We start from the raw sequence: 23,046 nt of genomic DNA, 5'->3' as shown, positions 1-23,046 counted from the left end.
AGGCCTTCGTCACCCTCGCCGCCATCCAGCTCGCCGTCAGGCGCCTCGCCCGATAGTAGGCTTTTGAGTCAGGCTCTAAGGCTTTGAACAACATGCGAAGGTTCAGTCGCCCGAGCCGCCCTCCAAAGTCGAACTGAGACGCTACCCCCGCGTCGCCGCCCCTGGATCTCGCAGCCGCCGCAGCGCGGTCGAGGACAGCGGCGACTTCAGCCCGTGCAGGAACACCCAGGCGGGCGGCGCGGTCCGCGCCAGGCGGCCGGCCTGCGCCTCCGGCAGGCGCCAGCGCGCCAAAGCGAGGGCGGCCGGCGCGGCGAAGGGCGCGCGATGGCCGCCGCGGTCCACCACCGCGATGGGGACCAGCCGGGCGATGGCGCGCCAGCGCTGCCAGCGGTGGAAATTGCCGAGATTGTCGGCGCCCATGATCCAGACGAAGCGCACGCCGGGGCAGCGCCGCACCAGCCAGGCGATGGTGTCGTAGCTGTAGCGGGTGCCGATCCCGGCTTCAAAGCCGGTGACATTGACGCGCGGATGGCGGGCCAGCGCGCGCGCCGCCGCCATCCGGTCGGCCAGCGGCGGCAGGCCTGTGGTCTCCTTCAGCGGGTTGCCGGGCGTCACCAGCCACCACACCCGGTCGAGCTTCAGCCGCTTCATCGCCAGCAGGCTCGCGGCGCGGTGGGCGGCGTGGGGCGGATCGAACGAGCCGCCGAACAGGCCGATCGTCAGGCCCGGCGCGTGGGGCGGCAGGCGGACGGGCGGACCCTCACGCCCGGGTCTGGCCATGCCCGCGCACTTTGTACTTGAAGCTGGTGAGCTGCTCGACGCCGACCGGGCCACGGGCGTGCAGCTTGCCGGTGGCGATGCCGATCTCGGCGCCGAAGCCGAACTCGCCGCCATCGGCGAACTGGGTCGAGGCGTTGACCAGCACGATCGCCGAATCGACCTCGGCCAGGAAGCGCTCGGCCGCCGCCGCATCCTCGGTGAGGATCGCGTCGGTGTGGTGGGAGCCGTAGCGCTCGATATGGGCGATGGCGGCGTCGATGCCGTCCACCACCTTGGCCGAGATGATGGCGTCGAGATACTCGGTCGACCAGTCGGCCTCAGTGGCCGGCGTCACCCGCGGGTCGGCCGCCTGCACCGTTTCGTCGCCGCGCACGGCGCAGCCGGCCTCCAGCAGCATGGCGACGAGCGGCTTGAGGTGGGTCGCGACGACGGCGCGGTCGATCAGCAGCGTCTCGGCCGCGCCGCAGATGCCGGTGCGGCGCATCTTGGCGTTCAGCACCACGTTCTTCGCAAGTTCGAGATCGGCCGCGGCGTGGACATAGACGTGGCAGATCCCTTCGAGGTGGGCGAACACCGGCACCCGCGCCTCCGCCTGCACCCGCGCCACCAGCCCCTTGCCGCCGCGCGGCACGATGACGTCGATCGCGCCGCCGAGACCGGCGAGCATGGCGCCGACCGCGGCGCGGTCGCGGGTGGGAACGATCTGGATGGCGTCGGCCGGCAGCCCGGCCGCCTTGAGCCCCTGCGCCAGCGCCCGGTGGATGGCCGCCGCCGAGCGGAAGCTCTCCGAGCCGCCGCGCAGGATCGCGGCGTTGCCGGCCTTGAGGCACAGCGCGCCGGCATCGGCCGTCACGTTCGGCCGGCTCTCATAGATCACGCCGACCACCCCGATCGGCACCCGCACCCGCTCGAAGGCGAGGCCGTTGGGGCGGGTCCAGGCGGCGATCACGCTGCCGACGGGGTCGGGGAGCCCGGCCACCACGTCGAGCCCGGCGGCCATCGCCTCGATGCGGGCGGGCGTCAGCTCCAGCCGGTCGAGGAAGGAGCCGGCGGTGCCGTTCGCGCGCGCCTGGGCCATGTCCTCGGCATTGGCGGCAAGGATGTCCGGGGTGGCGGTGCGGATGGCCTGGGCCATGGCGCCGAGCGCCGCGTCCTTCTGCGCGGCCGGCGCCAGCGCCAAGGTCTTGGCGGCGGTGCGGGCGCGGGCGCCGATGTCGAGCATCAGGCCATCAAGGTCGGAGCGGGCAGCAACTGCGGTCATGGCGGGTCGTGGGATTGGCGGGTCGCGGGATTGGCTGGAACAAGTCGTCCCCGCCCGGCATCGAGCCGGCGGGGACGTTGTCCTACCACGCGCCGCGCGCCGACGGGAGGGTGCCCAAATCCGCGCGCGCCTTCAAGAACGCGCCAGCAAGACGCCCCGCCAACAACGCACCGGGCGAGCCCCCGTCTGGCGGGCTCGCCCGGCCGACCCACATTCGACGGACGGACCTGTGGGATGCCTCGGTCTCGTGTCAGCCGTTGTCAGTAGCCCGGCGTCCAGCCGCGCGGCGGCCGGTCGCCCGGGAAGCGCTCGCGCGGCATCGGCGCGTACTGCATCGAATGCGGCGCGTTGTCCGGCCAGTAGAGCTGGCCCGATCCCGGGGGGATGTAATAGGGGGTGTTGATCGGCCCGGTCGGCGGGCCGAGGTCGCCCGGGTCGGCGCGCGTGGCGCCGGCACCCGGCGGCTCGCCGGGCAGGTCGAGCGCCCGCAACTCGCCGCCTTCCGCCCACGCGGCTCCCGACATCGCCAAAACCGCCGCCATCCCGAGAATGAGCTTTTTCATTGGGGTTCTCCTGAGTGCTGGCCGAAGGTCGACTCCGGCACCGAAACGCGCTGCTGACGCACTGCTGAAACTTGGCAGGCGGACCTGACAAGAGGAACCTGCAAGCGGAACTTGATAGGCAAGTGGAGCCTGATCGACAGGTCAACTTGATCGACATACAAGCTTGACTGTCAGATAAGACTTGTCAGGAATGCGTCCGCCATCGTCAGCGACACACGGACAATCGATCTGGCGCCGGGACGTTCCCGCTCGGCCCAGGTTCACTATTCAATGCTTCGTGACAACCATGTGAACCCTGAAAGCGACTTTGCGACAGCATATCGCATGCTGAAATGCCGCCCACTCGACTGACGAGCTTCTGCCACAATGCGGGCGCGTTTGGCCGCGCCGGCCGTGTCGGGCCGGTTCAGGCGACGAGCGGTGGCGGCGCGGTCCGGTGGACCGTCTCGGCCTCGGCATTGAGACCGGTCAGCGCAGCGGTGAGTTCGGGGTAGGGGTCGTCGCGGATGGTGACGGTGCCGTAGTTCGAGTTCTCGCCGTCCGGGCGTCCCTCGGCCGGCTGGTCGGCGTGCTCGAACCAGTGATAGCCGACCAGCGCCGGCTGCTTGAGCGCCGCGGTCACGAACTGCCGCAGGGTCGCGGCCCGCTCGGCCTGGGTCGCCACCCGCGGGGCGGCGCCGCGGGTATTGGGCAGGCCGGCATCGTCGCCGCGCACCGAGAACTCGCCGATCAGGAGCGGCCGGCCGGCTGAGGCATAGGTGGCAATTGCAGCGACCGGATCGGCGACGTAGCAGTTGAACGACACCACATCGAGGTCGCGGCCGGCCTCGGCGATCACCTCGGCCTGCGGCGGGTAGTGGAAGCGGCAGCCGAGCGCCAGATGGTTGGGCGCCACGGTGCGCAGCACGGCGGTGGTGATGCCGAAATAGCGCCGGGCGATCTCGGCGGCGAAGGCATCGCAGTCGGCGACGAACGCCGCCCGGTCGGGGTCGAGCCGGTTCAGCCGCGCCTCAAAGGCGGGGTCGCGGTCATAGACCGCCGGGCGCGGATAGGGCTGCTCGACCGGGGCTGTGCGCGTCTCCAGCGCCTCGAACGCGCCGGCGCGGGTGCGCCAGATGGCGTCGAAGCTGGCGAAGTCGGGGTAGCGGCGGCGCAGGTGCGCCACCGCCGCCTGCCGGCCCGGGCGGCCCGGCGGCAGCTTGAGGAAGAGCGTCAAGAGCTCGTCGCGGCCGCGCCAGTCCGGCCCCCAGCGCAGCTCGTTGTCGGCGAACCAGCCGAGCACGGCCGGGTCGTCGCGGTGCGGCCCGCACAGGGCCTCGGCGCGCTGGCGCACGAACGGCGCGAAGCGGGGGTCGAACACGTCGGGGAAGGCGTCGCCCCACGGCAGCGACGGGCCGGCGAAGCTGAAGGCGAACTTCTGGCCGAGATCGAGCAGCGGCGTCAGCGCCAGCGGCGTGGGGCCGGACGCGGCCACCGCTTCGTCGGACCATGCGCCGACGGTGTTGACGCCCCACGACGCCAGCCGCGCCGCCGCCGCCTGCCGCCAGGCGTTGGCGCTGCCATACTTTCCCAGGCAGGCCTCGGCATAGGGCACGCGGTCGGTGTTGCCGGCGAAGTCCGGGTCGATGCGCACATTGTTCACGCCCTTCGACAGGAGAAGGCCGCCCTCGGGGTCGACCAGCCACCACACGCCGTCGAGGCACGCCGTGCCAAAGAAGCCGGTCGCGGCGACGCGGCCATCGCGCCGGCCGCCCCAGCGGGTCGGGGCCGTGGTGAAGGTCTCGGTCATTTCAAGTCCGTTCTCCAGCTTGGCTGTGAGCCGCCGGCCGTGGGTATAGAGTGATCGGGTTTGCGGTTGATCCCTTCGGGATACCGGAAACGGTCTCGCCGGGAGCGATGCCGAAACGGGAGGTCACCATGACGCTGAGGGCCGACGTCCACCATCCGGTGCCGCGCGACTTCATCTGGGGCACCTCGACCGCCGCCTTCCAGATCGAGGGTGCGGCCCGCGAGGACGGCCGGGGCATGAGCGTGTGGGACACGTTCTGCGCGGCGGGCAAGGTGGCCAACCGCGACACCGGCGACGTCGCCTGCGACCACTACCACCGCTACCCCGAGGACATCGCGCTGATGCGCGAGCTGGGGATCGCCGCCTACCGCTTCTCGGTGGCGTGGCCGCGCATCCTGCCGCACGGACGCGGCGCGGCGAACGAGCCGGGGCTTGCCTTCTACGACCGGCTGATCGACGCGGTGCTGGAGGCCGGCATCGAGCCGTGGCTGTGCCTCTATCATTGGGATCTGCCGCAGGCGCTGGCCGACCGCGGCGGCTGGCTCGTGCGCGACAGCGCCGGCTGGTTCGCCGACTACGCCACGGTGGTGGCGCGGCGCTATGGCGACCGGGTCAAGCGCTGGGTGACGATCAACGAGCCCTCGGTGTTCACGCTGTTCGGCTACGGCCTGGGCGACAGCGCGCCGGGCGTCTCGGGTCCGGCGGCGCTGCGGCGGGCGACCCACCACGTCAATCTCGCCCATGGCGCGGCGGTGGACGTGGTGCGGGCGCACGTTGCCGGCGCGTCGATCGGCTGCGTCCACAGCCGCCAGCAGTGCATCCCGGCCACGGAGTCGGAAGCCGACGCGCGGGCGGCGGCGCTGTTCGGCGCCCACTGGAACGACGCCTTCCCCGATCCGCAGATTCTCGGCAGCTACCCGGCGCTGATCGCCGAGGACATGGAACCCTATGTCGCGCCCGGCGACATGGCGCGGATCTGCCGGCCGGTCGATTTCTTCGGCCTCAACCACTATTCGCCCAATTTCTGCCAGGCGGCGCCGTGGTCGCCGCTGGGCTACGGCTTCGGGCCGGCGCCCGCGGGCACGCCCGAGACGCCGATCGGCTGGCCGATCGTGCCCGACGCCTTCCGCGGCGTGCTGGTCGAGGCTTCGAATAAGTACCGCCTGCCGGTCTATGTCACCGAGAACGGCATGGGCGGCCACGACGCGCCCGATGCGGCCGGCGCGGTGCACGACCCCGAGCGCGTCGCCTATCTCGACGCCTATATCGGCGCGATGCGGGCGGCGATCGCCGAGGGCGCCGACATCCGCGGCTATTTCGTGTGGTCGCTGGTCGACAATTTCGAGTGGGGCGCCGGCTATGCCTCGCGCTTCGGCATCGTCCATATCGACTATCAGACGCTCAAGCGCACGCCCAAGACCTCGTTTGGCTGGTTCGCCGACCTGATCGGCGCGACCAAGGGGTGATCGGCATAGGGGGTCCCTGGCCATTCAGGCCGGAGTTCGGGTCAACCGGCGCCATTGGCGGGGGCGCCGTTGCCCTCGCTGCCGCCCGTGTCCTTCTCGCCGCCGGCCTCGTTGAAGCCGTTGTCCATCTCGCCGCCGGGCGGCCCCGCGGCGTCGATGGCGATCAAGAGCGTGGCGACGCGGTGGGCGGAGGAGCGCCAGTCGGCGAGGCGGTTGTAATTGTCCACCAGCCAGTTGAAGGCGGCCTGCACGGTGACGAAGGCGGCCGCCGCCTGGGTCAGCTCGCCCAGCGTCATGGTGCCGTAGAGATATTTCGGCACGCACAGCAGCCAGCCGACCACCGGCGCCAGCAGCACGTTCGACTGCTGCACCAGCGTGGTCTGGGTGAGCTGCCAGGCCAGCTCGCGCCAGCGGTACAGCGCGCCGATGATGCCGGTCCAGATGGCGCGCCGCTCGCACGGGTCGGCTTCCAGGTCCGGCCCGCTCTGGCCGCGCAGCAGGTCGGCGGCGGCGCGGAAGCGGGCCTCGGCCTGGTTCTTCTGCTCGATGACCCGGGGCAGCTTGCGGCCGACCACCACCATCACCGAGGTGAAGAGGGTGGAATAGATGATGACCGCGATCACCAGATAGGCCGGGATGGTCCAGGTGGTGCCGAACAGCTTGACGTCGAGCGAGCCGCCGACGCTCCACAGCACGCCGAAGAAGGTGAGCGCGGTCAGCACCGAGGCGACCATCGCCATGACCAGATCGACCGGGGCGTCGGTGGCGAGGCGGATGTCCTCGGAGATGCGGTATTCGGGATTCTCGGAGCCGGAATTGACGTGGCCGATGCGCTGGAAGCGGTTGTCCGACAGCCAGTAGCCGACCACGTGGCGGGTCACCGCCGCGCGCCACATGCGCTGCGTCGTCATGCGGGTGTAGACCGCCAAGGCCGACAGCGTCACCGACATCGCCACCAGCGGCACGAACACCTTGGCCTGGAACACCACCGCCTCGGCGTCGCGCCGCTCCAGCGCGTCGAAGAAGGCGCCGTTCCAGAAATTGAGCAGGATCTGCACGCCGAGCTGGGCCAGCACCAGCACGAGCAGCGCCGCGCACAGGCTCCACGCCCACCAGGCGCGCCGGCCGCGCCAGAAACACAAAGCGGTGCGCCAGAAGCGGGCGGCGAGAATCTTGCGCTCGGCCCAGGTTTCGGCGGGAGGGGCGGACATTGGCATGCGACTCGAAAACGGCGCGCGACCCTAGAGCATTCTCTCCGCGGGTGGGTAACGGATTCGCCAATGGCAGCGACAAACCGGATGCGCCGGCGGCTCGTGCGGCTGGTTCGGTCCGACCGGCGGGAGCCCCGCCGTCAGCGGGTGGCGAGGAGGCCCAACGCCAGTCCGGCCCAGGTGGCGGCCAGGCACAGCACCACCGACAGGCCGATATAGGTACCCGCCCACAGGAATTCACCCTCGCGCAGCAGGTTCAGCGTCTGCAGGCTGAACGAGGAGAAGGTGGTGAAGCCGCCGCAGATGCCGAACATCAGGAACAGGCGGACGCTGGCCGGCAGGTAGAGCCGGCCCTCGGGCAGCGCGAAGGCGGCGATGAGGCCGATGGCGAAGGAGCCCACGACATTGACCACCAGCGTGCCCCAGGGGAAGCTCTCGCCCACCAGCCGGGCCGCCACGCCGGAGCACCAATAGCGCGCCACGCTGCCCAGCGCGCCGCCGACCGCCACCAGAACCCACTCCATTCCGCCCGATCCACTCCGGTTCGTTGTACGCAAGGCGCATCAGGCCAGCCCGGCGCGCTCCTTCAGCCCGTCCCGGCCATATTGCAGCACCTGCACCTTTTCCAGCGTGATCAGGCCGCTCGGCATCATCGCGTCGAGCGTGGGCAGGAAGGCGCGGATCTTCTCTTCGGTGTCGACAATCTCGACGATCATCGGCAGGTCGAACGACAGGCGCAGGATCTTGGCGGTGTGAAGGCAGCTCGACTGGCCGAAGCCCATCGGCCCGCGCAGCACGGTGGCGCCGGCAAGGCGGGCCTCGCGCGCCTTCAGCACGATCGCCTCATGCAGCGGCTGGTGGTCGAACCGGTCATTCTCCCCGAAGAAGATGCGCAGCAGCATGGCATCTCGGGGGATGTGCGCGGCGTGGCCGGCGGTGTCGCTGGTGGTGTTCTGGGTGGTGTTCTGGGTGGTGTCCTGGGTGGTGTCCTGGGTCATGGCCAAGCCTCCCGCCCGCAGCGGAAAAGCGGCCGCAGGCGAACCCGTATCATAGCATCGCAGGAGACCGAACGCGGAGAAGCGAAGCCCGGCAGGGGTCGTTGCCGAGGCTTCGCCATCCGAGGTGGTCGGCTACGCGAGACCCAATGCCGACCTGCCATCTGTTCAGCAAGCTGTTTGCCAAACGGGCGCCCACAATCAATAGCTAACTCGACAGACCAGCCCCCAAGATATTGGATGCTGCGGCGGCGCCGCTGCATGTGGCGTCGCAGTCTGCAAACCAGCCTTCGCAGGATGCAATCCGCCGACGGCCGCAATGGGGCGCGCTGGCCCGCTCGGCCGGAATTCCGGTGACGGGGTTCCCCTGGGGGCTCAGGATCTCGCGAACGACCGCGACGGGGTGGTGCGGCGGCGCTGCAGGCGCTGCAGGGACGGCAGCACGAGGTGGCGCGGCAGGAACCGGGCGAGCGCGGCCATCTTGGTGCCGAAGCCCGGCACCACCAGCGGCCGCCCCGCCTTGAAGCCGCGATAGCCGGCGCGCGCCACCTCCTCGGCCGACAGCGTCATGAATTTCGGCATCTCCGCCAGCGACATGCCGGCGCGGTCCTGGAAGCCGGTCGGCACCGGGCCCGGGCACAGCGCGGTCGCCGTGGCGCCGCTGCCGGCGAGCTCCTGCGCCAGCGCCTCGGTGAAGGAGACCACATAGGCCTTGGTGGCGTAGTAGACCGCCATGCCCGGCCCCGGCAGGAAGCCGGCCACCGAGGCGACATTGAGGATGCCGCCCTTGTGGCGGATCACGCTGGGCAGGAAGCGCAAGGTGAGGTCGGTGAGGGCGCGGACATTGAGGTCGATCATCCGCAACTGCTCGGCGCGGTCGAGCGCGCCGGCCTGTCCCACCAGGCCGAAGCCGGCATTGTTGACGACGATCGCCGGCTCGAAGCCCTTGGCGGTGAGCTGGGTCGACACCAGCCCGGAACTCTCGGCGCGGGTCAGGTCATAGGGCAGCACCAGCGGCCGCGGCTTGCCGGTGTTCTCGATGGCGTCGGCGAGCGCCACCAGCCCGGCCTCCGAGCGCGCGACCAGCGCCAACCGGTGGCCCTCGGCGGCGAAAATGCGGGCCAGCGCGGCGCCGATTCCCGTCGAGGCGCCCGTCACCAGCACCACCGGCTGTCGCTGCATGGCCTGCTCCCCCCGTCGCCCGCTCCGCCGCGCAGCCTATGAGATTCGGCCCTCTCGCCGGAATGCCATATCATACCGCCGCCGGCGGATCACCCGGTGATCCGCCAAGCGGCGTTGCCGAAAGCCAAGCTTGAGACGGAACCCGGCGACCGGAATGAGGCTCTGCGGCCGGCGTGATCTGCCGGAAACCATCTCAAGTCTTTGAGTTGTCGCATTCTCTACCGCAAAACCGGTTCCCGCTTTTGCGGAGAATGCTCTAATCCTCGCTCGGCGCCATGGTCTCGCCGATCGCCCGCTTGAGGGCGATGCGGTCGCGCGAGGGCACGTTCAGCAGGTCGGCGGCGCGCCAGACGACGTTGTCCTCCAGCTCGTCGACCCGGCCGTCGGCGTAGACCACCTCCCACATCATCTCGACCACGCGCCGCCGCTCCTCGTCGTTCAGGGCGCGGTTGAGCACCGAGGTGAAGGCGTAGAGATCGACGGCTTCGCGATCCTTGTCGATCGCCGCGGCGATCAGCCGGACGGCGGCCTCGGCGTCGAGGCTGAAGCGCTGGCGCAGCACCTCGGCGAGGCGCTGGCGCTCGGCCTCGTTCATGTCGCCGTCGACCGAGACGAGGTGGACGAGCAGCGCCGTCGCCGCCAGCCGGTAGTCGGAATCCGAGAACTCCTGGGGTTCCGCCGCCTCGCCGGCCAGCTGGCTGACCAGACGCACCAATGACCGCAACATCGCCGCTCCCTGCCGGTTGGTCAGCTCGCCGCCAGCCCTGCCGGGACCGCGCCGTGATGACGTTCACACCTCAACGTCCGGACGGTCCCTTGGGGCCTCCGGCAACGCACCCGCCACAAGCCCCTGCTCGATAACGGGCTTTCTGGCAACCCCCGGTGACATCCGGCCTCGCCGGCCGGGCTTCGCCGCGCACGTCCGCCCCGGCGGCGTCGCCGGACCGCTCCGCGCCCGAAGTGTCCCTCACTCCCGAAGTGTCCCTCACTTCGGAAAAACATAGATGAACACCCGAAGCTGATCCTGCGGCGTGGTCAGCGGATCGGTCTGGTATTCTTCGACATAGACGTCGGTCACGTCGAGGCGCTTTTCGTCGAGAACATTGGTCATTGCGTCATAGGTTCGATCCATGGTGTCGAACGCGCCGCGATGGGTGAAGCGCACCGCCCGGCCGGACGGCGTCTTGCGGATGCCGAGCCGGTCGTCGGCCGGGGCGTCCGCAGCCTCCGGCGCCGCGGCGACCGGTACGCCGGCCTCGAAATCGAAGCCGGCATCGTCGGCGCGCAGATAGACGACGACCGGGTTGCCGTCGGCCTTGAGCTTGCGCTCGGCAAGCCCGACCTTCACCGTCTCGAAAGCCTGCCGCAGCGTCTCGAAGCCGTTCTCCCAGCCCGCGCCGCCCCTGACCGACAGGATCCGCCGCTCGGCGAACTCCACCTCCTCGCCGAACGGATCGCCCGGCTGAGCGGGCAGCTCGTTGGCGGTTGGCGGCGGCGCGGCCGGCTGCCCGGCCTCAGCCGGCGCGGATGGCGGCGTCTCGGCAAGACCGGACCCCGTGCTTAGAAAAAGCGCGGCAAGCATGGCCGCCACCGATGATTTCATGACGATATCCCCCGCATCATGATCAACATTACCATGCCCGGATGGCGCGTCATGCGATCGCGGCGCGCCAGGGTCCTTGCCGCGCCGGCGACTCGCAATGGCCGCCGTCATCCGCCATATAGAAACATCGCGCTCCACCCCGAGGTTCGTCGTGGCCGCCCTGGCTGATCGCCCCTTTTTCAAGATGAACGGCGCCGGCAACGCCATCGTCGTCGTTGATCTGCGCGCCGAGCGCGTCCAGATCCCGGCCAGCGAGGTGCGGGCGGTGGCCGCCCGCGTGCCGTTCGACCAGATGATGGTGCTTCTGCCCGCCCGCACGCCGGGCACCGACGCCTCTGTGCGGATCTTCAACCAGGACGGCTCCGAATCCGGGGCCTGCGGCAATGGCACCCGCTGTATCGCTGATGTTCTTTTTGCCGAAACCGGCAAGGACGCGCTGCTGTTCGAGACCCGCGCCGGCCTGCTGCCGGCGACGCGGGCCGAGGGCGGGCTGATCACCGTCGACATGGGGCCGCCGCGCCTGAAGTGGGACGAGATCCCGCTGGCCGAGCCGTTCGCCGACACCCGCGCCATCGAGCTGCAGATCGGGCCGATCGACGCGCCGATCCTGCACTCGCCCGCGGTGGTCAATATGGGCAACCCGCACGCCATCTTCTGGGTCGAGGACGTTGCGGCCTACGACCTCTCGCGAATCGGGCCGCTGCTCGAAAACCACCCGATCTTTCCCGAGCGGGCCAACATCTCGCTGGCGCAAGTGATCGACCGCGGCCACATCCGCCTGCGGGTGTGGGAGCGCGGCACCGGCCTGACGCTGGCCTGCGGCTCGGCGGCGTGCGCGGCGGTGGTGGCGGCCGCCCGCACCCGGCGCACCGGCCGCGCGGCCACCGTGACGCTGCCCGGCGGCGACCTCCATATCGATTGGCGCGAGCGCGACGACCACGTGCTGATGACAGGCCCGGTCGAGCACGAGTTCGCAGGGCGCTTCGAGCCCCACTGGTTCGAGGCCGCCGCCTGATGCCTGTGGAAATCGTCACCTTCGGCTGCCGGCTCAACACCGTGGAATCGGAGGCGATGCGCCGCGCCGCCGACGAGGCCGGGCTCAAGGACGCCGTCATCGTCAACACCTGCGCGGTGACCGCGGAAGCGGTGCGCCAGGCGCGGCAATCGATCCGCCGGCTCAAGCGCGAGAATCCGGACGCGCGCATCGTCGTCACCGGCTGCGCCGCCCAGACCGAGCCCGCCACCTTCGCCGACATGCCCGAGGTCGCCCGCGTCGTCGGCAATGGCGACAAGGCCGACGCCGGTGCCTGGGCCGCCACCCGCTCCGCGCTCGATCTCGGCGCGGGCGACACCGAGAAGGTGGCGGTCAACGACATCTTCGCGGTGCGCGAGACCGCCGCCCACCTGATCGACGGGCTCGACGGCCGCACCCGCGCCTTCGTGCAGGTGCAGAATGGTTGTGACCACCGCTGCACCTTCTGCATCATCCCATATGGCCGCGGCGCCTCGCGCTCGGTGGCGATGGGCGAGGCGGTCGCCGCCGTCCGCCACCTGGTCGAGACCGGCCACGCCGAGGTGGTGCTGACCGGCGTCGACCTCACCTCCTATGGCGGCGACCTGCCCGGTGCGCCGAAGCTCGGCACGCTGGTGAAGGCGATCCTCAGGCACGTGCCGGAGCTGCAGCGGCTGAGATTGTCCTCCATCGATTCGGTCGAGGCCGACCGCGACCTCGTCGATGCGCTGGCCAGCGAGCCGCGGCTGATGCCGCATCTGCATCTGTCGCTGCAGGCCGGCGACGACATGGTGCTGAAGCGCATGAAGCGCCGCCACCGCGCCTCCGATGCCGTGGCGTTCTGCGACCTGCTGCGGTCTTTGCGGCCCGACATGGTGTTCGGCGCCGATCTCATCGCCGGCTTCCCGACCGAGACCGACGAGATGGCCGACAATACCCTGCGCCATGTCGAGGACTGCGGCCTGACCTTCCTCCACGTCTTTCCGTTCTCGCCCCGCGCCGGCACCCCGGCGGCGCGCATGCCCTTGGTCGAGCGCGAGACGGTCAAGGCGCGGGCGGCGCGGCTGCGGGCGGCGGGCGAGGTGCTGCTGACGCGGCATCTGGAGAGCCAGGTCGGCGCCCGCCACGCGGTGCTGGTCGAATCCGACGGGCTCGGCCGCACGCCGCAGTTCACGCAGGTTCGGCTGGCCGCGCCGGCCGCGCCCGGCGCCCTGGTCGAGGTGACGATCACAGGCCATGACGGCAAGCGGCTGATCGGGGAACAGGAAATATAAGTTTGAGCGGGTCAGCTTTCTTCCCTCTCCCCTTGCGGGAGAGGGTGGCGAGGACTGAACGAAGTGAAGTCGTCGCCGGGTGAGGGGGTGTCTATATTTGAATTTACCCCTCACCCGCCTCGCGATCTCATGATCGCTCGGCACCCTCTCCCGCAAGGGGAGAGGGAAAGAGGGCCCCGGCGGAAGTCGTTTCGAATTTATATTTCGGAAACCGTATAGATCAAACCTCGGCGCCGCAGGCCGCCAAGGCTTCGCGCATATGGGCCGGCACCGGCGCGGTGACGGCGACGGGCGCCTCGCCGGTCTTGAACGGCACCGAGATGGCGCGGGCGTGGAGGTGCATCGGCGGGCCAGAGGTTTTTTGGTTTGTCGCATTCTCTGCCGCAAAACCGGTGCCCACTTTTGCGGAGAATGCTCCGGTTCTTTCGTTTGTCGCATTCTCTGCCGCAAAACCGGTATCCACTTTTGCGGAGAATGCTCCCCGGCCGTAGACCGCATCGCCGAGGATCGGGAAGCCCATCGCCGCGCAATGGACGCGGAGCTGGTGGGTGCGGCCGGTCAGCGGCTCCAGCTCCAGCCACGCCAATCCTGACGGCGACCGGCCGCGCACCCGGAAGCGGGTCTGCGACGGCAGGCCAGCCGCATCGACCTTCATCCACCAGCCGCGGCCGGGCTCCTTGGTGGCGAGCGGCAGGTCGATCAGCCCCTCGGCGTCCTCGGGGCCGCCCTCGACCACCGCCCAGTAGGTCTTGGCGATCCGTCCGGCCTTGAACAGATCGCCGAGCCGCGCCAACGCCTTGCGGTGGCGGCCGAGCACCAGGCAGCCGGAGGTGTCCTTGTCGAGCCGGTGGGCCAGGGCGGGCGCGCGCGGCAGGCCGAAGCGCAGCGCGTCGAACAGCTGCTCCAGGCTCAGGCCGCCCTTGGGGCCGGCATGGACGGGCAAGCCCGCCGGCTTGTCGAGCACCAGCATCATGGCGTCGCGGTAGAGCAGCCGCGCCTGCAACTCTTCTCCCGTCATCCGGTTCGGGCTATCGAGGTGCGGAGCCCCCGTCAACGTGCGAAGGCAGACATGACTCAAGACAAGCCCGGCTTCTTCGGACGCCTGTTCGGTCGCCGTGCGGCGGTCGAGACTGATACCAAGCAGCCCGAACCGACCCCGGCCGAACCGACGCCGAGCGAGCTGGAACCGGCGGAGGCTGTCCCGGCCGCGCCGGAGGCGGTCGAGCCCGCGCCGGCGCCGGCCGCGCCCGTTGAAGCCGAGGCCGCCGAAGCTGCGCCCATCGAAGCCGCGCCCGTTGAAGCCGCGCCCGTTGACGCCGAGCGTGTCGACGCCGAACTGGGCGCGCTGGAGCCTGCCGCTGCCGAGCCTGTCGCTGGCGAGCCCTTGCCGCCGGAAGCCATCCCAGCCGAGCCCGCGCCCATCGAGCCCGAGCCCGAGCCGGCGCCGCCCGCACCGCTGGAGGTCAAGCCAACGGAGGTCAAGCCGGCTCCGAAGCGCAAGCTGAGCTGGTGGCAGCGGCTGAAGGGCGGCCTCGCCCGCACCGCGTCGGCGCTGTCGAGCGGCATCGGCGACCTGTTCACCAAGCGCAAGCTCGACGCCGGCACGCTGGAGGAGCTTGAGGATCTGCTGATCCAGGCCGACCTCGGCCTCGACACGGCGGCCCGCATCGCCGGCGCGCTGCGCCAGGACCGTTACGAGCGCGACGTCTCGCCCGAGGAGGTGAAGACGGTGCTGGCCGCCGAGATCGAGGCGGTGCTGGAGCCGGCGGCCAAGCCGCTCGTCATCGACGGCGACAGGAAGCCGTTCGTGCTGCTGATGGTCGGGGTCAACGGCTCGGGCAAGACCACCACCATCGGCAAGCTCGCCGCCAAGTTCACGACGGAGGGCCGCAAGGTGGTGCTGGCGGCCGGCGACACCTTCCGCGCCGCGGCGATCGACCAGCTCAAGGTGTGGGGCGAGCGCACCGGCGCCGAGGTGGTGTCCGGCGCCCAGGGCGCGGATTCGGCGGGCCTTGCCTTCGACGCGCTGGTCAAGGCGCGCGAGGAGGGCGCAGACATCCTGATGGTCGATACCGCCGGCCGCCTGCAGAATAAGGCGGCGCTGATGGCCGAACTCGAAAAAGTGATCCGGGTACTGAAGAAGCAGGACGAGAGCGCGCCCCACGCCGTGCTGCTGGTGTTGGACGCCACTGTCGGCCAGAATGCGCTGTCGCAGGTCGAGGCGTTCCAGCGGACCGCCGGGGTCACCGGGCTGGTGATGACCAAGCTCGACGGCACCGCCCGCGGCGGCATTCTCGTGGCGCTGGCCGCCAAGTTCGGCCTGCCCGTTCACTTCATCGGCGTCGGCGAGGGCGTCGACGATCTCGAACCGTTCGCTGCGCGCGACTTCGCCCGTGCGTTGGTGGGTCTGGAGGCCTGACAGATGACGACAGCCGAAGTCCAGCCGGAGCGCGCCACGCTCCACCCGGCCCTCAAGATCGCGCTCGAGATGGGACCGCTCGCTTTGTTCTTTTTCGCCAATGCCCGCTACGGCATCTTCACGGCGACGGCGGTGTTCATGGTGGCGGTGATCGCAGCGCTCGGCCTGAGCTGGGTGCTGGCCCGGCGGCTCGCCGTGGTGCCGCTGGTGTCGGCGGCGGTGGTCCTGGTGTTCGGCGGGCTCACCATCGTGCTGCAGGACGACCTGTTCATCAAGCTCAAGCCCACCATCCTCAACACGCTGTTCGGCTCGCTGCTGCTGGTCGGGCTGGTGTTCCGCAAGTCCTTCCTGGCGCTGGTGTTCGACGGTGTGATCAATCTCACCGAAGAGGGCTGGAAGAAGCTGACGGTGCGCTGGGCGCTGTTCCTGCTGGTGCTTGCCGTCCTCAACGAGCTGATCTGGCGCACCCAGACCACCGACTTCTGGGTGGCGTTCAAGGTGTTCGGAATCCTGCCGCTCACCGTGGTGTTCAGCGCGCTGCAGTATCCGCTGATGATGCGCTACGCCCTCGACAAGCCGAAATAGCCGATCCCATCCTGTCATCCCGGACGGCGCGTAGCGCCGAGCCGGGATCGTCAGCAGAAAAAGTACCTATCTTGGTCACGGCCCCGGATCGCGCGGCTGGCGCCGCTTGTCCGGGGCGACGAGTGTCAGGTCAAGGCGCCTCACCGCTCCACCACCACGCGGGTGCCGACGCCGACCTGGCCAAAGAGGTCGAGCACGTCCTCGTCCAGCATGCGGATGCAGCCGAACGAGGCGGCCGAGCCGATCGAGCGGCGCATCGAGGCCGAGGTGCCGTGGATGGCGTATTCGCCGCCCGACAAGGTGAGCGCGGCCGCGCCCATCGGGTTGCCGGGCGCGCCGCCCGCGATCAGGTTGGGCAGCGACGGCTTGTGGCGCTTGACCTCGGCCGGCGGCGACCACGCTGGGCGCAGATGCTTGCCGTCGATGAAGGTGGCGCCGGTCCACTGCCGGCCGGCCATGCCCACCGCCACCGGATAGCGGATCGCCCGGCCGGCACCGACCACGTAATAGAGCCGGCGCTCGGACGTCTTCACCACGATGGTGCCGGGCAACGCCTCGGCCTTGAACGGAACCACCTCGCGCGCGGCCAGTGCCGGCCCGGCGCCGAGACCCGTTGTGACGACGCTTATTGCGACGACGGCTGCCGCTGCCGCGCGGCGCGCAGCGGCCGGCCCCGAAGACTCCCAACCCATCACGCACTCTCCCACCCCCGGCTCCGGCCGGCAGCGGGATGGTCGCCGGAAATCTTTGCCACGCGATTTCCGGCGCTTCGAAAGGTGGGCTCTGACAAGGGGTTGGGGCGCCTGTTTTTGCAAACAGGGTGAATAAAATGCGACTCAGGCCAGCGGCAGCAAACGCTGGCCGCTGGTCCCGGTCAAAATGAAAATCGCAGCGCGTGGAGCGCGCCGCGATTGTTTCGTCTTGGTCCGATGACGGTCCCGGGTCGCGCAGCTGCGCTGCTCGCCCGGGACGACGTCCATCCCATACGGTTTCCGGCCTGCAAGGCCGGAGAACCGTATTCCGATCGCCGAAAATCCGGTTCTCGAACAAGGATTTTCGGCGAGTCCGTTTCCGGGATCACGAAGTGATCTCCCGGAAACCGCATCACGCCGCCGCGCCGCGGCGGTTCTGGCGGTTGCCGATCAGATCGTCGACCACGCCGGGGTCGGCCAGCGTCGAGGTGTCGCCGAGATTGCCGAACTCGTCCTCGGCGATCTTGCGCAGGATGCGGCGCATGATCTTGCCCGAGCGGGTCTTGGGCAGGCCGGGCGCGAACTGGATCAGGTCCGGCGAGGCGATCGGGCCGATCTCCTTCCTCACCCAGTTGACCAGCTCCTTGCGCAGCTCTTCCGACGGCTCGAAGCCGCTCATCAGCGTGACATAGGCGTAGATGCCCTGGCCCTTGATGTCGTGCGGATAGCCGACGACGGCGGCCTCCGAGACCTTGGGGTGCGCCACCAGCGCCGATTCGACCTCGGCGGTGCCCATGCGGTGGCCGGACACGTTGATGACGTCGTCGACGCGGCCGGTGATCCAGTAGAAGCCGTCGGCGTCGCGGCGGCAGCCGTCGCCGGTGAAGTACTTGCCGGCATAGGTGGCGAAATAGGTCTGCACGAAGCGGTCATGGTCGCCATAGACCGTGCGCATCTGGCCGGGCCAGGAGTCGGCCAGCACCAGATTGCCCTCGCAGGCGCCGTCCAGCACCAGGCCGTTGGCGTCGACCACCTCCGGCACCACGCCGAAGAACGGCCGCGTCGCCGAGCCGGGCTTGAGCTTGGTGGCGCCGGGCAGCGGGGTGATCAGGATGCCGCCGGTCTCGGTCTGCCACCAGGTGTCGACGATCGGGCAGCGGTCGTCGCCGACCACGCGGTGGTACCACTCCCAGGCTTCCGGGTTGATCGGCTCGCCGACCGAGCCGAGCAGGCGCAAGCTCGCGCGCGAGGTCTTCTTCACCGGCTCCTCGCCCGCCTGCATCAGCGAGCGGATCGCGGTCGGCGCGGTGTAGAAGATGTTGACCTTGTGCTTGTCGATCACTTCCCAGAACCGGCCGATGGTCGGGTAGTTCGGCACGCCCTCGAACATCAGGGTGGTGGCGCCGTTGGCGAGCGGGCCATAGACGATGTAGCTGTGGCCGGTGACCCAGCCGACGTCGGCCGTGCACCAGTAGATGTCGCCGTCGTGATAGTCGAACACATACTGGTGGGTCATCGCGGCATAGACGAGATAGCCGCCGGTGGTGTGCAGCACGCCCTTCGGCTTGCCGGTCGAGCCGGAGGTGTAGAGAATGAACAGCGGATCTTCCGCGTTCATCTCGGCGGCCGCGCATTCGGCCGGCATGTTCTTGGCCATCTCGTCATAAAAGACGTCGCGGCCAGAGCGCATGGGCACCGAGCCGCCGGTGCGGCGCACCACGATGATGCTCTCCACGCCGCCGGCACGGTCGGCGGCCGCGTCGGCATTGAGCTTCAGCGGCACCTTGCGGCCGCCGCGCAGGCCCTCGTCGGCGGTGACGACGACGGTCGAGCCGGCATCCTCGATGCGGCCGGCGAGGCTGTCGGGCGAGAAGCCGCCGAACACCACCGAATGGACGGCGCCGATGCGGGCGCAGGCCAGCATGGCGTAGGCCGCCTCGGGGATCATCGGCAAATAGATGGTGACGCGATCACCCTTCTTGACGCCGCGCGCCTTCAGCACATTGGCGAAGCGGCAGACCTCCTCATAGAGCTCGCGATAGGTGATCTTCTTGTCTTCGTCCGGATTGTCGCCTTCCCAGATGATCGCCACCTGATCGCCGCGCGTCGCAAGATGACGGTCGAGGCAGTTGTAGGCGACGTTGGTCACGCCGTCCTCGTACCACTTGATCGACACGTTGTGCGGATCGAACGAGGTATTCTTGACCTTGGTATAGGGCGTGAACCAATGGATTCGCTTGCCCTCCTCGCCCCAGAAGGCGACAGGATCCTTCAGCGAGGCGGCGTACATTTCCCGATATTTGGCGTCGTCGATATAAGCGCGGGACGACCACTCGGTTGTGACGTCGTAAACCTTCTCGGACATGTGTCTCCCCAGGACAAGGGCCGCGGCTGATAACCGCGTGCTCGACTAGTTTCAGGCGCATATTTCACCGATCGGCGCAATCGCGACAAGCAGTACGACATCGCACTTTGGTCGCGGTCAACTGCCGAACGTCCGGCGGCGGCGGGCCTGGATCTCGGGCCTGGATCTCGGGCCCGGATCTCGGGCCCGGATCTTGGGCCAGGATCTTGGGCCAGGATCTTGCGTCCCGGTGCCGCCGCGACCTCAAATCCCGAACGCGTAGACGGCGGTCTGCTTGATGTCGCGATCCTCGACATCGCGCGCCACCGGCACGGCGAAGCTGGCGAGGCGCGTCAGGCGGGCCTGCGGCAGATAGCAGCGGCCCGGGTCGCCGATCAGCACGGCGGCGCCGGCGGCGGCCTGGCGGTCGAGGAAGGCCAAGGCGCGGGCGGCGAGGGCGCGCTCGTAGAACGCGTCGCCGACCAGCACGACGTCGAAGGCGCCGGTGGCCGGATCGTCGAGCAGGTCGGTGGTCTCGATGCCGATCTCGACGCCGTTGACGGCCGCATTGAGGGCGATGGCGGCCGCCGCGAAGCCGTCGATCTCGGCGGCGGTGACGGTGGCGCCGGCCTTGGCCGCGGCGATGGCGACGAGGCCGGAGCCGGAGGCGAGATCGAGCACCCGCCGGCCGGCGACGGTGCCGGGGTGGTCCAGCACGTAGCGCGCCAGCGCCTGGCCGCCGGCCCAGGCGAACGCCCAGAACGGCGGCGGCAGCATGATGCGGTCGAGCTCGGCCTCGGTCGCCTGCCACAGCGGCACCACCGCGTTGGTGAGGTGAAGGCAAACCTCCGGCACCAGCGCCACCGGCATCAGGCGGGTGTTGGCGCGGACGAAGGCGGCCGGGTCGGTCGCTGGCGGCATCGTTGCTGGCGAGGTGATTTCTGGCAAGGTCATGGCGGCCGACATATCATGATGCGGGCAAGGTTGGGTGCGAGATGGCGATGGGCGATCCGCTGCCGCGCGACATGACGGTCGACGAGTTCCTGGTCTGGCAGCTCGACCAGGACGAACGCTTCGAGCTGGTCGACGGCCGGCCGGTGCCGCTGCGGGCCATGACCGGGGCCTCGAACGTGCATGACGTGGTCACCACCAATCTGCTCGGGCTTCTGTGGGCGGCGTTGCGCGGAAAACCCTGCCGGGTGGCCACCGCCGACACCGCGCTGCGCACGAAGATCTCCTCCGCGCGCCGGCCGGACGTCACCATCGACTGCGCATCGCCGGAGCGCACCTCCTATGAGGCACGCCACCCGGTGGCGGTGTTCGAGGTGCTGTCGCCCTCGACCCGCAAGATCGACCGCTTCACCAAGCTGGAGGAATACCGCCGCCATCCGGCGCTGCGCCACATCGTGCTGATCGACCCCGACGCGGTCAGCGCCAAGCACTACCACCGCAGCGCGGGCGGCGAGTGGGCGGACGAGGATCTCAACGACCCGGACGCGGCGATCGCGCTAGAGCGTCCACCGATCCGGTTGAACCGGGCGGACGCTCTAAGTTCTTGGTTTATCGCATTCTCTTTCGCAAAACCGGTCCCCACTTTTGCGGAGAATGCTCTAGAGGCCGCCGGCATCCGCCTGCGCCTCGGCGACCTCTACGAGCGGGTGGAGATCCCGCGGTAAGTAAGACTCAGGGGAAGTCCGGCCGATCAAGCCGGAAGGCGGTCGACCGAGGGGCGCCCCTTTCCCTCTCCCACCCGGGCCGCGCTTGCGCGCGCCCGGGCGCAGGCTCTTGTGGGAGAGGGTGGTTCGATCGAGCGAAGCGAGGTCGAACCGGGTGAGGGGGCCTTGACGTTCATCTCACCCCTCACCCGCCTCGCGATCTTTCGATCGCTCGGCACCCTCTCCCACAAGGGGAGAGGGAAGAAAGAGGTTCCGCCTCAATGGCATGGACCAGCACCAGCCTCACCCCGCCAGCCCGCCCATCTTGCAGATGACTGCCCATTCGGCGTCGGTGACCGGCTGCACCGAGAGGCGCGAATATTTCAGCAGCGCCATGTCGGCAAGCGCCGGCACCGTCTTGATCGTGGCGAGCGGCACCGGCGTCGGCAGCGGCGCGACGGCCTTGAGATCCACCACCACCCAGGGCGAGCCGGGCTCGGCGGTGGGGTCCGGGTAGGCGGCCTTGATCACCTCGACGATGCCGACGATCTCCTTGCCCTCGTTGGAGTGGTAGAAGAAGCCGCGCTCGCCCGCCTGCATGTTCAGCAGATTGAGCTTGGCCGCGTGGTTGCGCACGCCGTCCCACGCCGTGCCCTTCGCGCCGGCCGCCACCTGATCCTGCCAGGACCATTTGACCGGCTCGGACTTGTAGAGCCAGTGGGCCATCAGCCCTTGGTCCCGCCGCGCCCGGCGGCGATCGCCGCCCCCTGCACCACGTCGCGGAAGGCCGAAAGCTCCGCGGCGAAGCGGGCGAACTCGTCCGGCGTCATGGTCACGGTGCGCTCGGAGATGGCGATGTCGACGACGACCTCGCCATTGGCGCGGCGCCGGCGCACCACCGCCACCGGGCAGCTCGCGGAGTGGGTGAGGGCGAAGCCGTTGGTGCGGGCGAGCTCCTCGGAGCCCATGGTCGATTGCGCCGCCTCCAGGCCGCGGGCGAGCCGTTCGAAGAAGCCGGTCATGCCAAGTTCACCGAGTTGAGTCCGCCGATCCAAAGTCTGCCGATTTGATACGGCTTGCGGCCGATCAGGCCGGAAAGGTCGCCGTCCGGGAATCGCCCTTCTTCCCTCTCCCACTCGGACCGCGCTTGCGCGCGTCCGGGCGCAGGCTCTTGTGGGAGAGGGTGGCGAGGCCGAGCAACGCGAGGCTGAGCCGGGTGAGGGGTCTCTTCAAGGCCGCACGGCATCACCCCTCACCCGCCTCGCGATCTTATCGATCGCTCGGCACCCTCTCCCACAAGGGGAGAGGGAAGAGTGATTCATGATATTTCTTGCAAAGAATGAAGTTGCTACAAGCAAAAATAATAAAATTATCGTCAAAAAAATGCTTTTTTCTGATGGGATGTTCGATGCCATATCTTTTACTCTGCGCTGTTTGATTTAAATACATTATAATATAGTCCGATCTGACTGAAGTGAATCATTTTATTAATTTTTTGAAATATCATATTCATTTTCACGAACCAGTACCAACTTCGCTGGAAAATGCTCTAGAGCATGTTAGAGCTTATCACGTCAGCCCAAGCGCCCTAAACGATTACTTTATCGCATGGTTTTTGCAAAACTGGCTCCTGCCTTTGCGGGAAATGGTCTCGCTTGGTGGCAGCTTGAGCATGCTGCACCCGCGGCTCCACCAACGACAGTGCCGGTAAAACCACCGGCTTCCCACGCCAACAAACTGGTGCTGCCTAAACCAACGGCAACGGCTGCACCAGAAAAGCCCCCGATGAAGCCAACCCCAGCTGCATAGCCCATGTTCGAATCTGCCTATATTCTATTTTTAATGATGTAAAAATCAGCAAAAGACATTATAAAGCCAAATATAAACTGATGAATGATGAAGTCATAAATTAATGTATTTGATTCATTTCTCGTTACCATGAGCATGGCGGTCGCAAAAACAAGGCCATAGACAAGGAGCCCCCGTGTTGCAAAATAGTAAAAGAACTCATGAACTTTAAGATCCACATTCGCCTCCTACAAGTGGGTGAATTAGCTACTTGCTAGCAGGGCACGAGGAGCAGCCAGTTACCCCAGCTGCGCCGGTTGCTGCGCCAGCCGCGGCTCCAACAACTCCACTCCACGGACCAAGGCCGCCGGCTGCATACCCAACCCCGCCAGTTACTAGTCCGGCTGCGCCTCCAATTGTTGCGCCA

General features: G+C 68.6%; 22 protein-coding genes. 6 read left to right on the top strand and 16 right to left on the bottom strand.

Going from position 1 to position 23,046, the window contains the following annotated elements:
- Positions 1-141: 141 nt before the first annotated feature.
- From F1193_RS09830 to F1193_RS09815, 4 genes are all read right to left on the bottom strand, one after another.
- Positions 142-780 (bottom strand): nicotinate-nucleotide adenylyltransferase, encoded by a 639-nt coding sequence (locus F1193_RS09830; protein ID WP_150097501.1) that lies wholly within the window; start codon positions 778-780, stop codon positions 142-144.
- The gene (locus F1193_RS09825; protein WP_150097500.1) at positions 761-2,041 is read right to left on the bottom strand and encodes a glutamate-5-semialdehyde dehydrogenase; all 1,281 of its coding nucleotides are present in this window, start codon (positions 2,039-2,041) and stop codon (positions 761-763) included. Before F1193_RS09825 ends, F1193_RS09830 begins: the two co-directional genes overlap by 20 nt.
- Before the next feature lie 260 nt (positions 2,042-2,301).
- Positions 2,302-2,604 (bottom strand): hypothetical protein, encoded by a 303-nt coding sequence (locus F1193_RS09820; RefSeq protein ID WP_150097499.1) that lies wholly within the window; start codon positions 2,602-2,604, stop codon positions 2,302-2,304.
- A 406-nt stretch (positions 2,605-3,010) separates the two neighbouring features.
- Positions 3,011-4,393: an agarase gene (locus F1193_RS09815; protein ID WP_150097498.1), complete on the bottom strand. Its 1,383-nt coding sequence runs from the start codon at positions 4,391-4,393 to the stop codon at positions 3,011-3,013.
- Between the two features lie 128 nt (positions 4,394-4,521).
- On the opposite strand from F1193_RS09815, the gene F1193_RS09810 reads away from it, so the two are divergent.
- Complete coding sequence (locus F1193_RS09810) at positions 4,522-5,859, top strand: GH1 family beta-glucosidase (protein ID WP_150097497.1); 1,338 nt, start codon at positions 4,522-4,524, stop codon at positions 5,857-5,859.
- 41 nt (positions 5,860-5,900) lie between these two features.
- On the opposite strand, the gene F1193_RS09805 is transcribed toward F1193_RS09810, so the two are convergent.
- From F1193_RS09805 to F1193_RS09780, 6 genes are all read right to left on the bottom strand, one after another.
- Entirely contained in the window at positions 5,901-7,070 is a 1,170-nt protein-coding gene (locus F1193_RS09805; protein ID WP_170263501.1) for an SbmA/BacA-like family transporter, read from the bottom strand.
- Between the two features lie 140 nt (positions 7,071-7,210).
- Positions 7,211-7,594 (bottom strand): fluoride efflux transporter CrcB, encoded by a 384-nt coding sequence (crcB, locus tag F1193_RS09800; protein ID WP_150097495.1) that lies wholly within the window; start codon positions 7,592-7,594, stop codon positions 7,211-7,213.
- Positions 7,595-7,633: 39 nt separating this feature from the next.
- Positions 7,634-7,972: a DUF190 domain-containing protein gene (locus tag F1193_RS09795; protein ID WP_246164272.1), complete on the bottom strand. Its 339-nt coding sequence runs from the start codon at positions 7,970-7,972 to the stop codon at positions 7,634-7,636.
- Positions 7,973-8,440: 468 nt separating this feature from the next.
- Positions 8,441-9,247, bottom strand: coding sequence for an SDR family NAD(P)-dependent oxidoreductase (locus F1193_RS09790; RefSeq protein ID WP_150097493.1), 807 nt, complete (start codon positions 9,245-9,247; stop codon positions 8,441-8,443).
- Positions 9,248-9,503: 256 nt separating this feature from the next.
- On the bottom strand, positions 9,504-9,974 hold the full coding sequence (locus F1193_RS09785) for a tellurite resistance TerB family protein (RefSeq protein WP_150097492.1): 471 nt from the start codon (positions 9,972-9,974) through the stop codon (positions 9,504-9,506).
- A gap of 258 nt (positions 9,975-10,232) precedes the next feature.
- Complete coding sequence (locus F1193_RS09780) at positions 10,233-11,057, bottom strand: GyrI-like domain-containing protein (RefSeq protein WP_150097491.1); 825 nt, start codon at positions 11,055-11,057, stop codon at positions 10,233-10,235.
- Between F1193_RS09780 and dapF the strand changes: the two genes are divergently transcribed.
- Both dapF and mtaB read left to right on the top strand, forming a co-directional pair.
- Entirely contained in the window at positions 11,002-11,865 is an 864-nt protein-coding gene (dapF, locus tag F1193_RS09775) for a diaminopimelate epimerase (protein ID WP_150097490.1), read from the top strand. The genes F1193_RS09780 and dapF overlap by 56 nt on opposite strands.
- Entirely contained in the window at positions 11,865-13,136 is a 1,272-nt protein-coding gene (mtaB, locus tag F1193_RS09770) for a tRNA (N(6)-L-threonylcarbamoyladenosine(37)-C(2))-methylthiotransferase MtaB (protein ID WP_150097489.1), read from the top strand. The genes dapF and mtaB overlap by 1 nt, the downstream gene beginning before the upstream one ends.
- 220 nt (positions 13,137-13,356) lie before the next feature.
- On the opposite strand, the gene F1193_RS09765 is transcribed toward mtaB, so the two are convergent.
- Positions 13,357-14,154, bottom strand: coding sequence for an RluA family pseudouridine synthase (locus tag F1193_RS09765; protein ID WP_150097488.1), 798 nt, complete (start codon positions 14,152-14,154; stop codon positions 13,357-13,359).
- A gap of 51 nt (positions 14,155-14,205) precedes the next feature.
- Between F1193_RS09765 and ftsY the strand changes: the two genes are divergently transcribed.
- Both ftsY and F1193_RS09755 read left to right on the top strand, forming a co-directional pair.
- Positions 14,206-15,555, top strand: a complete 1,350-nt coding sequence (gene ftsY, locus F1193_RS09760; protein ID WP_150097487.1) for a signal recognition particle-docking protein FtsY — start codon at positions 14,206-14,208, stop codon at positions 15,553-15,555.
- A 3-nt stretch (positions 15,556-15,558) separates the two neighbouring features.
- Positions 15,559-16,140 carry a septation protein A gene (locus F1193_RS09755; protein WP_150097486.1) on the top strand — a complete coding sequence of 194 codons (582 nt, stop codon included), beginning with the start codon at positions 15,559-15,561 and terminating at the stop codon, positions 16,138-16,140.
- Positions 16,141-16,280: 140 nt separating this feature from the next.
- Here the strand turns inward: F1193_RS09755 and F1193_RS09750 are convergent, their stop codons facing one another.
- The 3 genes from F1193_RS09750 to F1193_RS09740 all read right to left on the bottom strand — a co-directional run bounded on the left by F1193_RS09750 (position 16,281) and on the right by F1193_RS09740 (position 20,130).
- Positions 16,281-16,832: a L,D-transpeptidase gene (locus F1193_RS09750; RefSeq protein ID WP_150097485.1), complete on the bottom strand. Its 552-nt coding sequence runs from the start codon at positions 16,830-16,832 to the stop codon at positions 16,281-16,283.
- Positions 16,833-17,244: 412 nt separating this feature from the next.
- Positions 17,245-19,197, bottom strand: coding sequence for an acetate--CoA ligase (gene acs / locus F1193_RS09745; protein ID WP_150097484.1), 1,953 nt, complete (start codon positions 19,195-19,197; stop codon positions 17,245-17,247).
- Between the two features lie 243 nt (positions 19,198-19,440).
- Entirely contained in the window at positions 19,441-20,130 is a 690-nt protein-coding gene (locus F1193_RS09740; RefSeq protein ID WP_246164265.1) for a class I SAM-dependent methyltransferase, read from the bottom strand.
- A 47-nt stretch (positions 20,131-20,177) separates the two neighbouring features.
- On the opposite strand from F1193_RS09740, the gene F1193_RS09735 reads away from it, so the two are divergent.
- Positions 20,178-20,852 carry a Uma2 family endonuclease gene (locus F1193_RS09735; RefSeq protein ID WP_170263495.1) on the top strand — a complete coding sequence of 225 codons (675 nt, stop codon included), beginning with the start codon at positions 20,178-20,180 and terminating at the stop codon, positions 20,850-20,852.
- A 282-nt stretch (positions 20,853-21,134) separates the two neighbouring features.
- Here the strand turns inward: F1193_RS09735 and F1193_RS09730 are convergent, their stop codons facing one another.
- Both F1193_RS09730 and F1193_RS09725 read right to left on the bottom strand, forming a co-directional pair.
- Complete coding sequence (locus F1193_RS09730) at positions 21,135-21,557, bottom strand: EVE domain-containing protein (protein WP_150097482.1); 423 nt, start codon at positions 21,555-21,557, stop codon at positions 21,135-21,137.
- Positions 21,557-21,853 (bottom strand): hypothetical protein, encoded by a 297-nt coding sequence (locus tag F1193_RS09725; RefSeq protein ID WP_150097481.1) that lies wholly within the window; start codon positions 21,851-21,853, stop codon positions 21,557-21,559. Before F1193_RS09725 ends, F1193_RS09730 begins: the two co-directional genes overlap by 1 nt.
- Positions 21,854-23,046 lie beyond the last annotated feature (1,193 nt).

This window comes from Blastochloris sulfoviridis, from assembly GCF_008630065.1.
GTDB classification, from domain to species: Bacteria; Pseudomonadota; Alphaproteobacteria; order Rhizobiales; family Xanthobacteraceae; genus Blastochloris; species Blastochloris sulfoviridis.
Note: the sequence above shows the minus strand (reverse complement) of the source record. Positions and strands in the feature narration are given on the sequence as shown.

Bases quoted from the DNA above. Each gene is read 5' to 3' on its own strand.
- F1193_RS09830 (WP_150097501.1), bottom strand. From the start codon at position 780: ATGGCCAGACCCGGGCGTGAGGGTCCGCCCGTCCGCCTGCCGCCCCAC.
- F1193_RS09825 (WP_150097500.1), bottom strand. From the start codon at position 2,041: ATGACCGCAGTTGCTGCCCGCTCCGACCTTGATGGCCTGATGCTCGAC.
- F1193_RS09820 (WP_150097499.1), bottom strand. From the start codon at position 2,604: ATGAAAAAGCTCATTCTCGGGATGGCGGCGGTTTTGGCGATGTCGGGA.
- F1193_RS09815 (WP_150097498.1), bottom strand. From the start codon at position 4,393: ATGACCGAGACCTTCACCACGGCCCCGACCCGCTGGGGCGGCCGGCGC.
- F1193_RS09810 (WP_150097497.1), top strand. From the start codon at position 4,522: ATGACGCTGAGGGCCGACGTCCACCATCCGGTGCCGCGCGACTTCATC.
- F1193_RS09805 (WP_170263501.1), bottom strand. From the start codon at position 7,070: ATGTCCGCCCCTCCCGCCGAAACCTGGGCCGAGCGCAAGATTCTCGCC.
- crcB (WP_150097495.1), bottom strand. From the start codon at position 7,594: ATGGAGTGGGTTCTGGTGGCGGTCGGCGGCGCGCTGGGCAGCGTGGCG.
- F1193_RS09795 (WP_246164272.1), bottom strand. From the start codon at position 7,972: ATGCTGCTGCGCATCTTCTTCGGGGAGAATGACCGGTTCGACCACCAG.
- F1193_RS09790 (WP_150097493.1), bottom strand. From the start codon at position 9,247: ATGCAGCGACAGCCGGTGGTGCTGGTGACGGGCGCCTCGACGGGAATC.
- F1193_RS09785 (WP_150097492.1), bottom strand. From the start codon at position 9,974: ATGTTGCGGTCATTGGTGCGTCTGGTCAGCCAGCTGGCCGGCGAGGCG.
- F1193_RS09780 (WP_150097491.1), bottom strand. From the start codon at position 11,057: ATGGCGTTGCCGGCGCCGTTCATCTTGAAAAAGGGGCGATCAGCCAGG.
- mtaB (WP_150097489.1), top strand. From the start codon at position 11,865: ATGCCTGTGGAAATCGTCACCTTCGGCTGCCGGCTCAACACCGTGGAA.
- F1193_RS09765 (WP_150097488.1), bottom strand. From the start codon at position 14,154: ATGACGGGAGAAGAGTTGCAGGCGCGGCTGCTCTACCGCGACGCCATG.
- ftsY (WP_150097487.1), top strand. From the start codon at position 14,206: ATGACTCAAGACAAGCCCGGCTTCTTCGGACGCCTGTTCGGTCGCCGT.
- F1193_RS09755 (WP_150097486.1), top strand. From the start codon at position 15,559: ATGACGACAGCCGAAGTCCAGCCGGAGCGCGCCACGCTCCACCCGGCC.
- F1193_RS09750 (WP_150097485.1), bottom strand. From the start codon at position 16,832: ATGGGTTGGGAGTCTTCGGGGCCGGCCGCTGCGCGCCGCGCGGCAGCG.
- acs (WP_150097484.1), bottom strand. From the start codon at position 19,197: ATGTCCGAGAAGGTTTACGACGTCACAACCGAGTGGTCGTCCCGCGCT.
- F1193_RS09740 (WP_246164265.1), bottom strand. From the start codon at position 20,130: ATGACCTTGCCAGAAATCACCTCGCCAGCAACGATGCCGCCAGCGACC.
- F1193_RS09735 (WP_170263495.1), top strand. From the start codon at position 20,178: ATGGGCGATCCGCTGCCGCGCGACATGACGGTCGACGAGTTCCTGGTC.
- F1193_RS09730 (WP_150097482.1), bottom strand. From the start codon at position 21,557: ATGGCCCACTGGCTCTACAAGTCCGAGCCGGTCAAATGGTCCTGGCAG.
- F1193_RS09725 (WP_150097481.1), bottom strand. From the start codon at position 21,853: ATGACCGGCTTCTTCGAACGGCTCGCCCGCGGCCTGGAGGCGGCGCAA.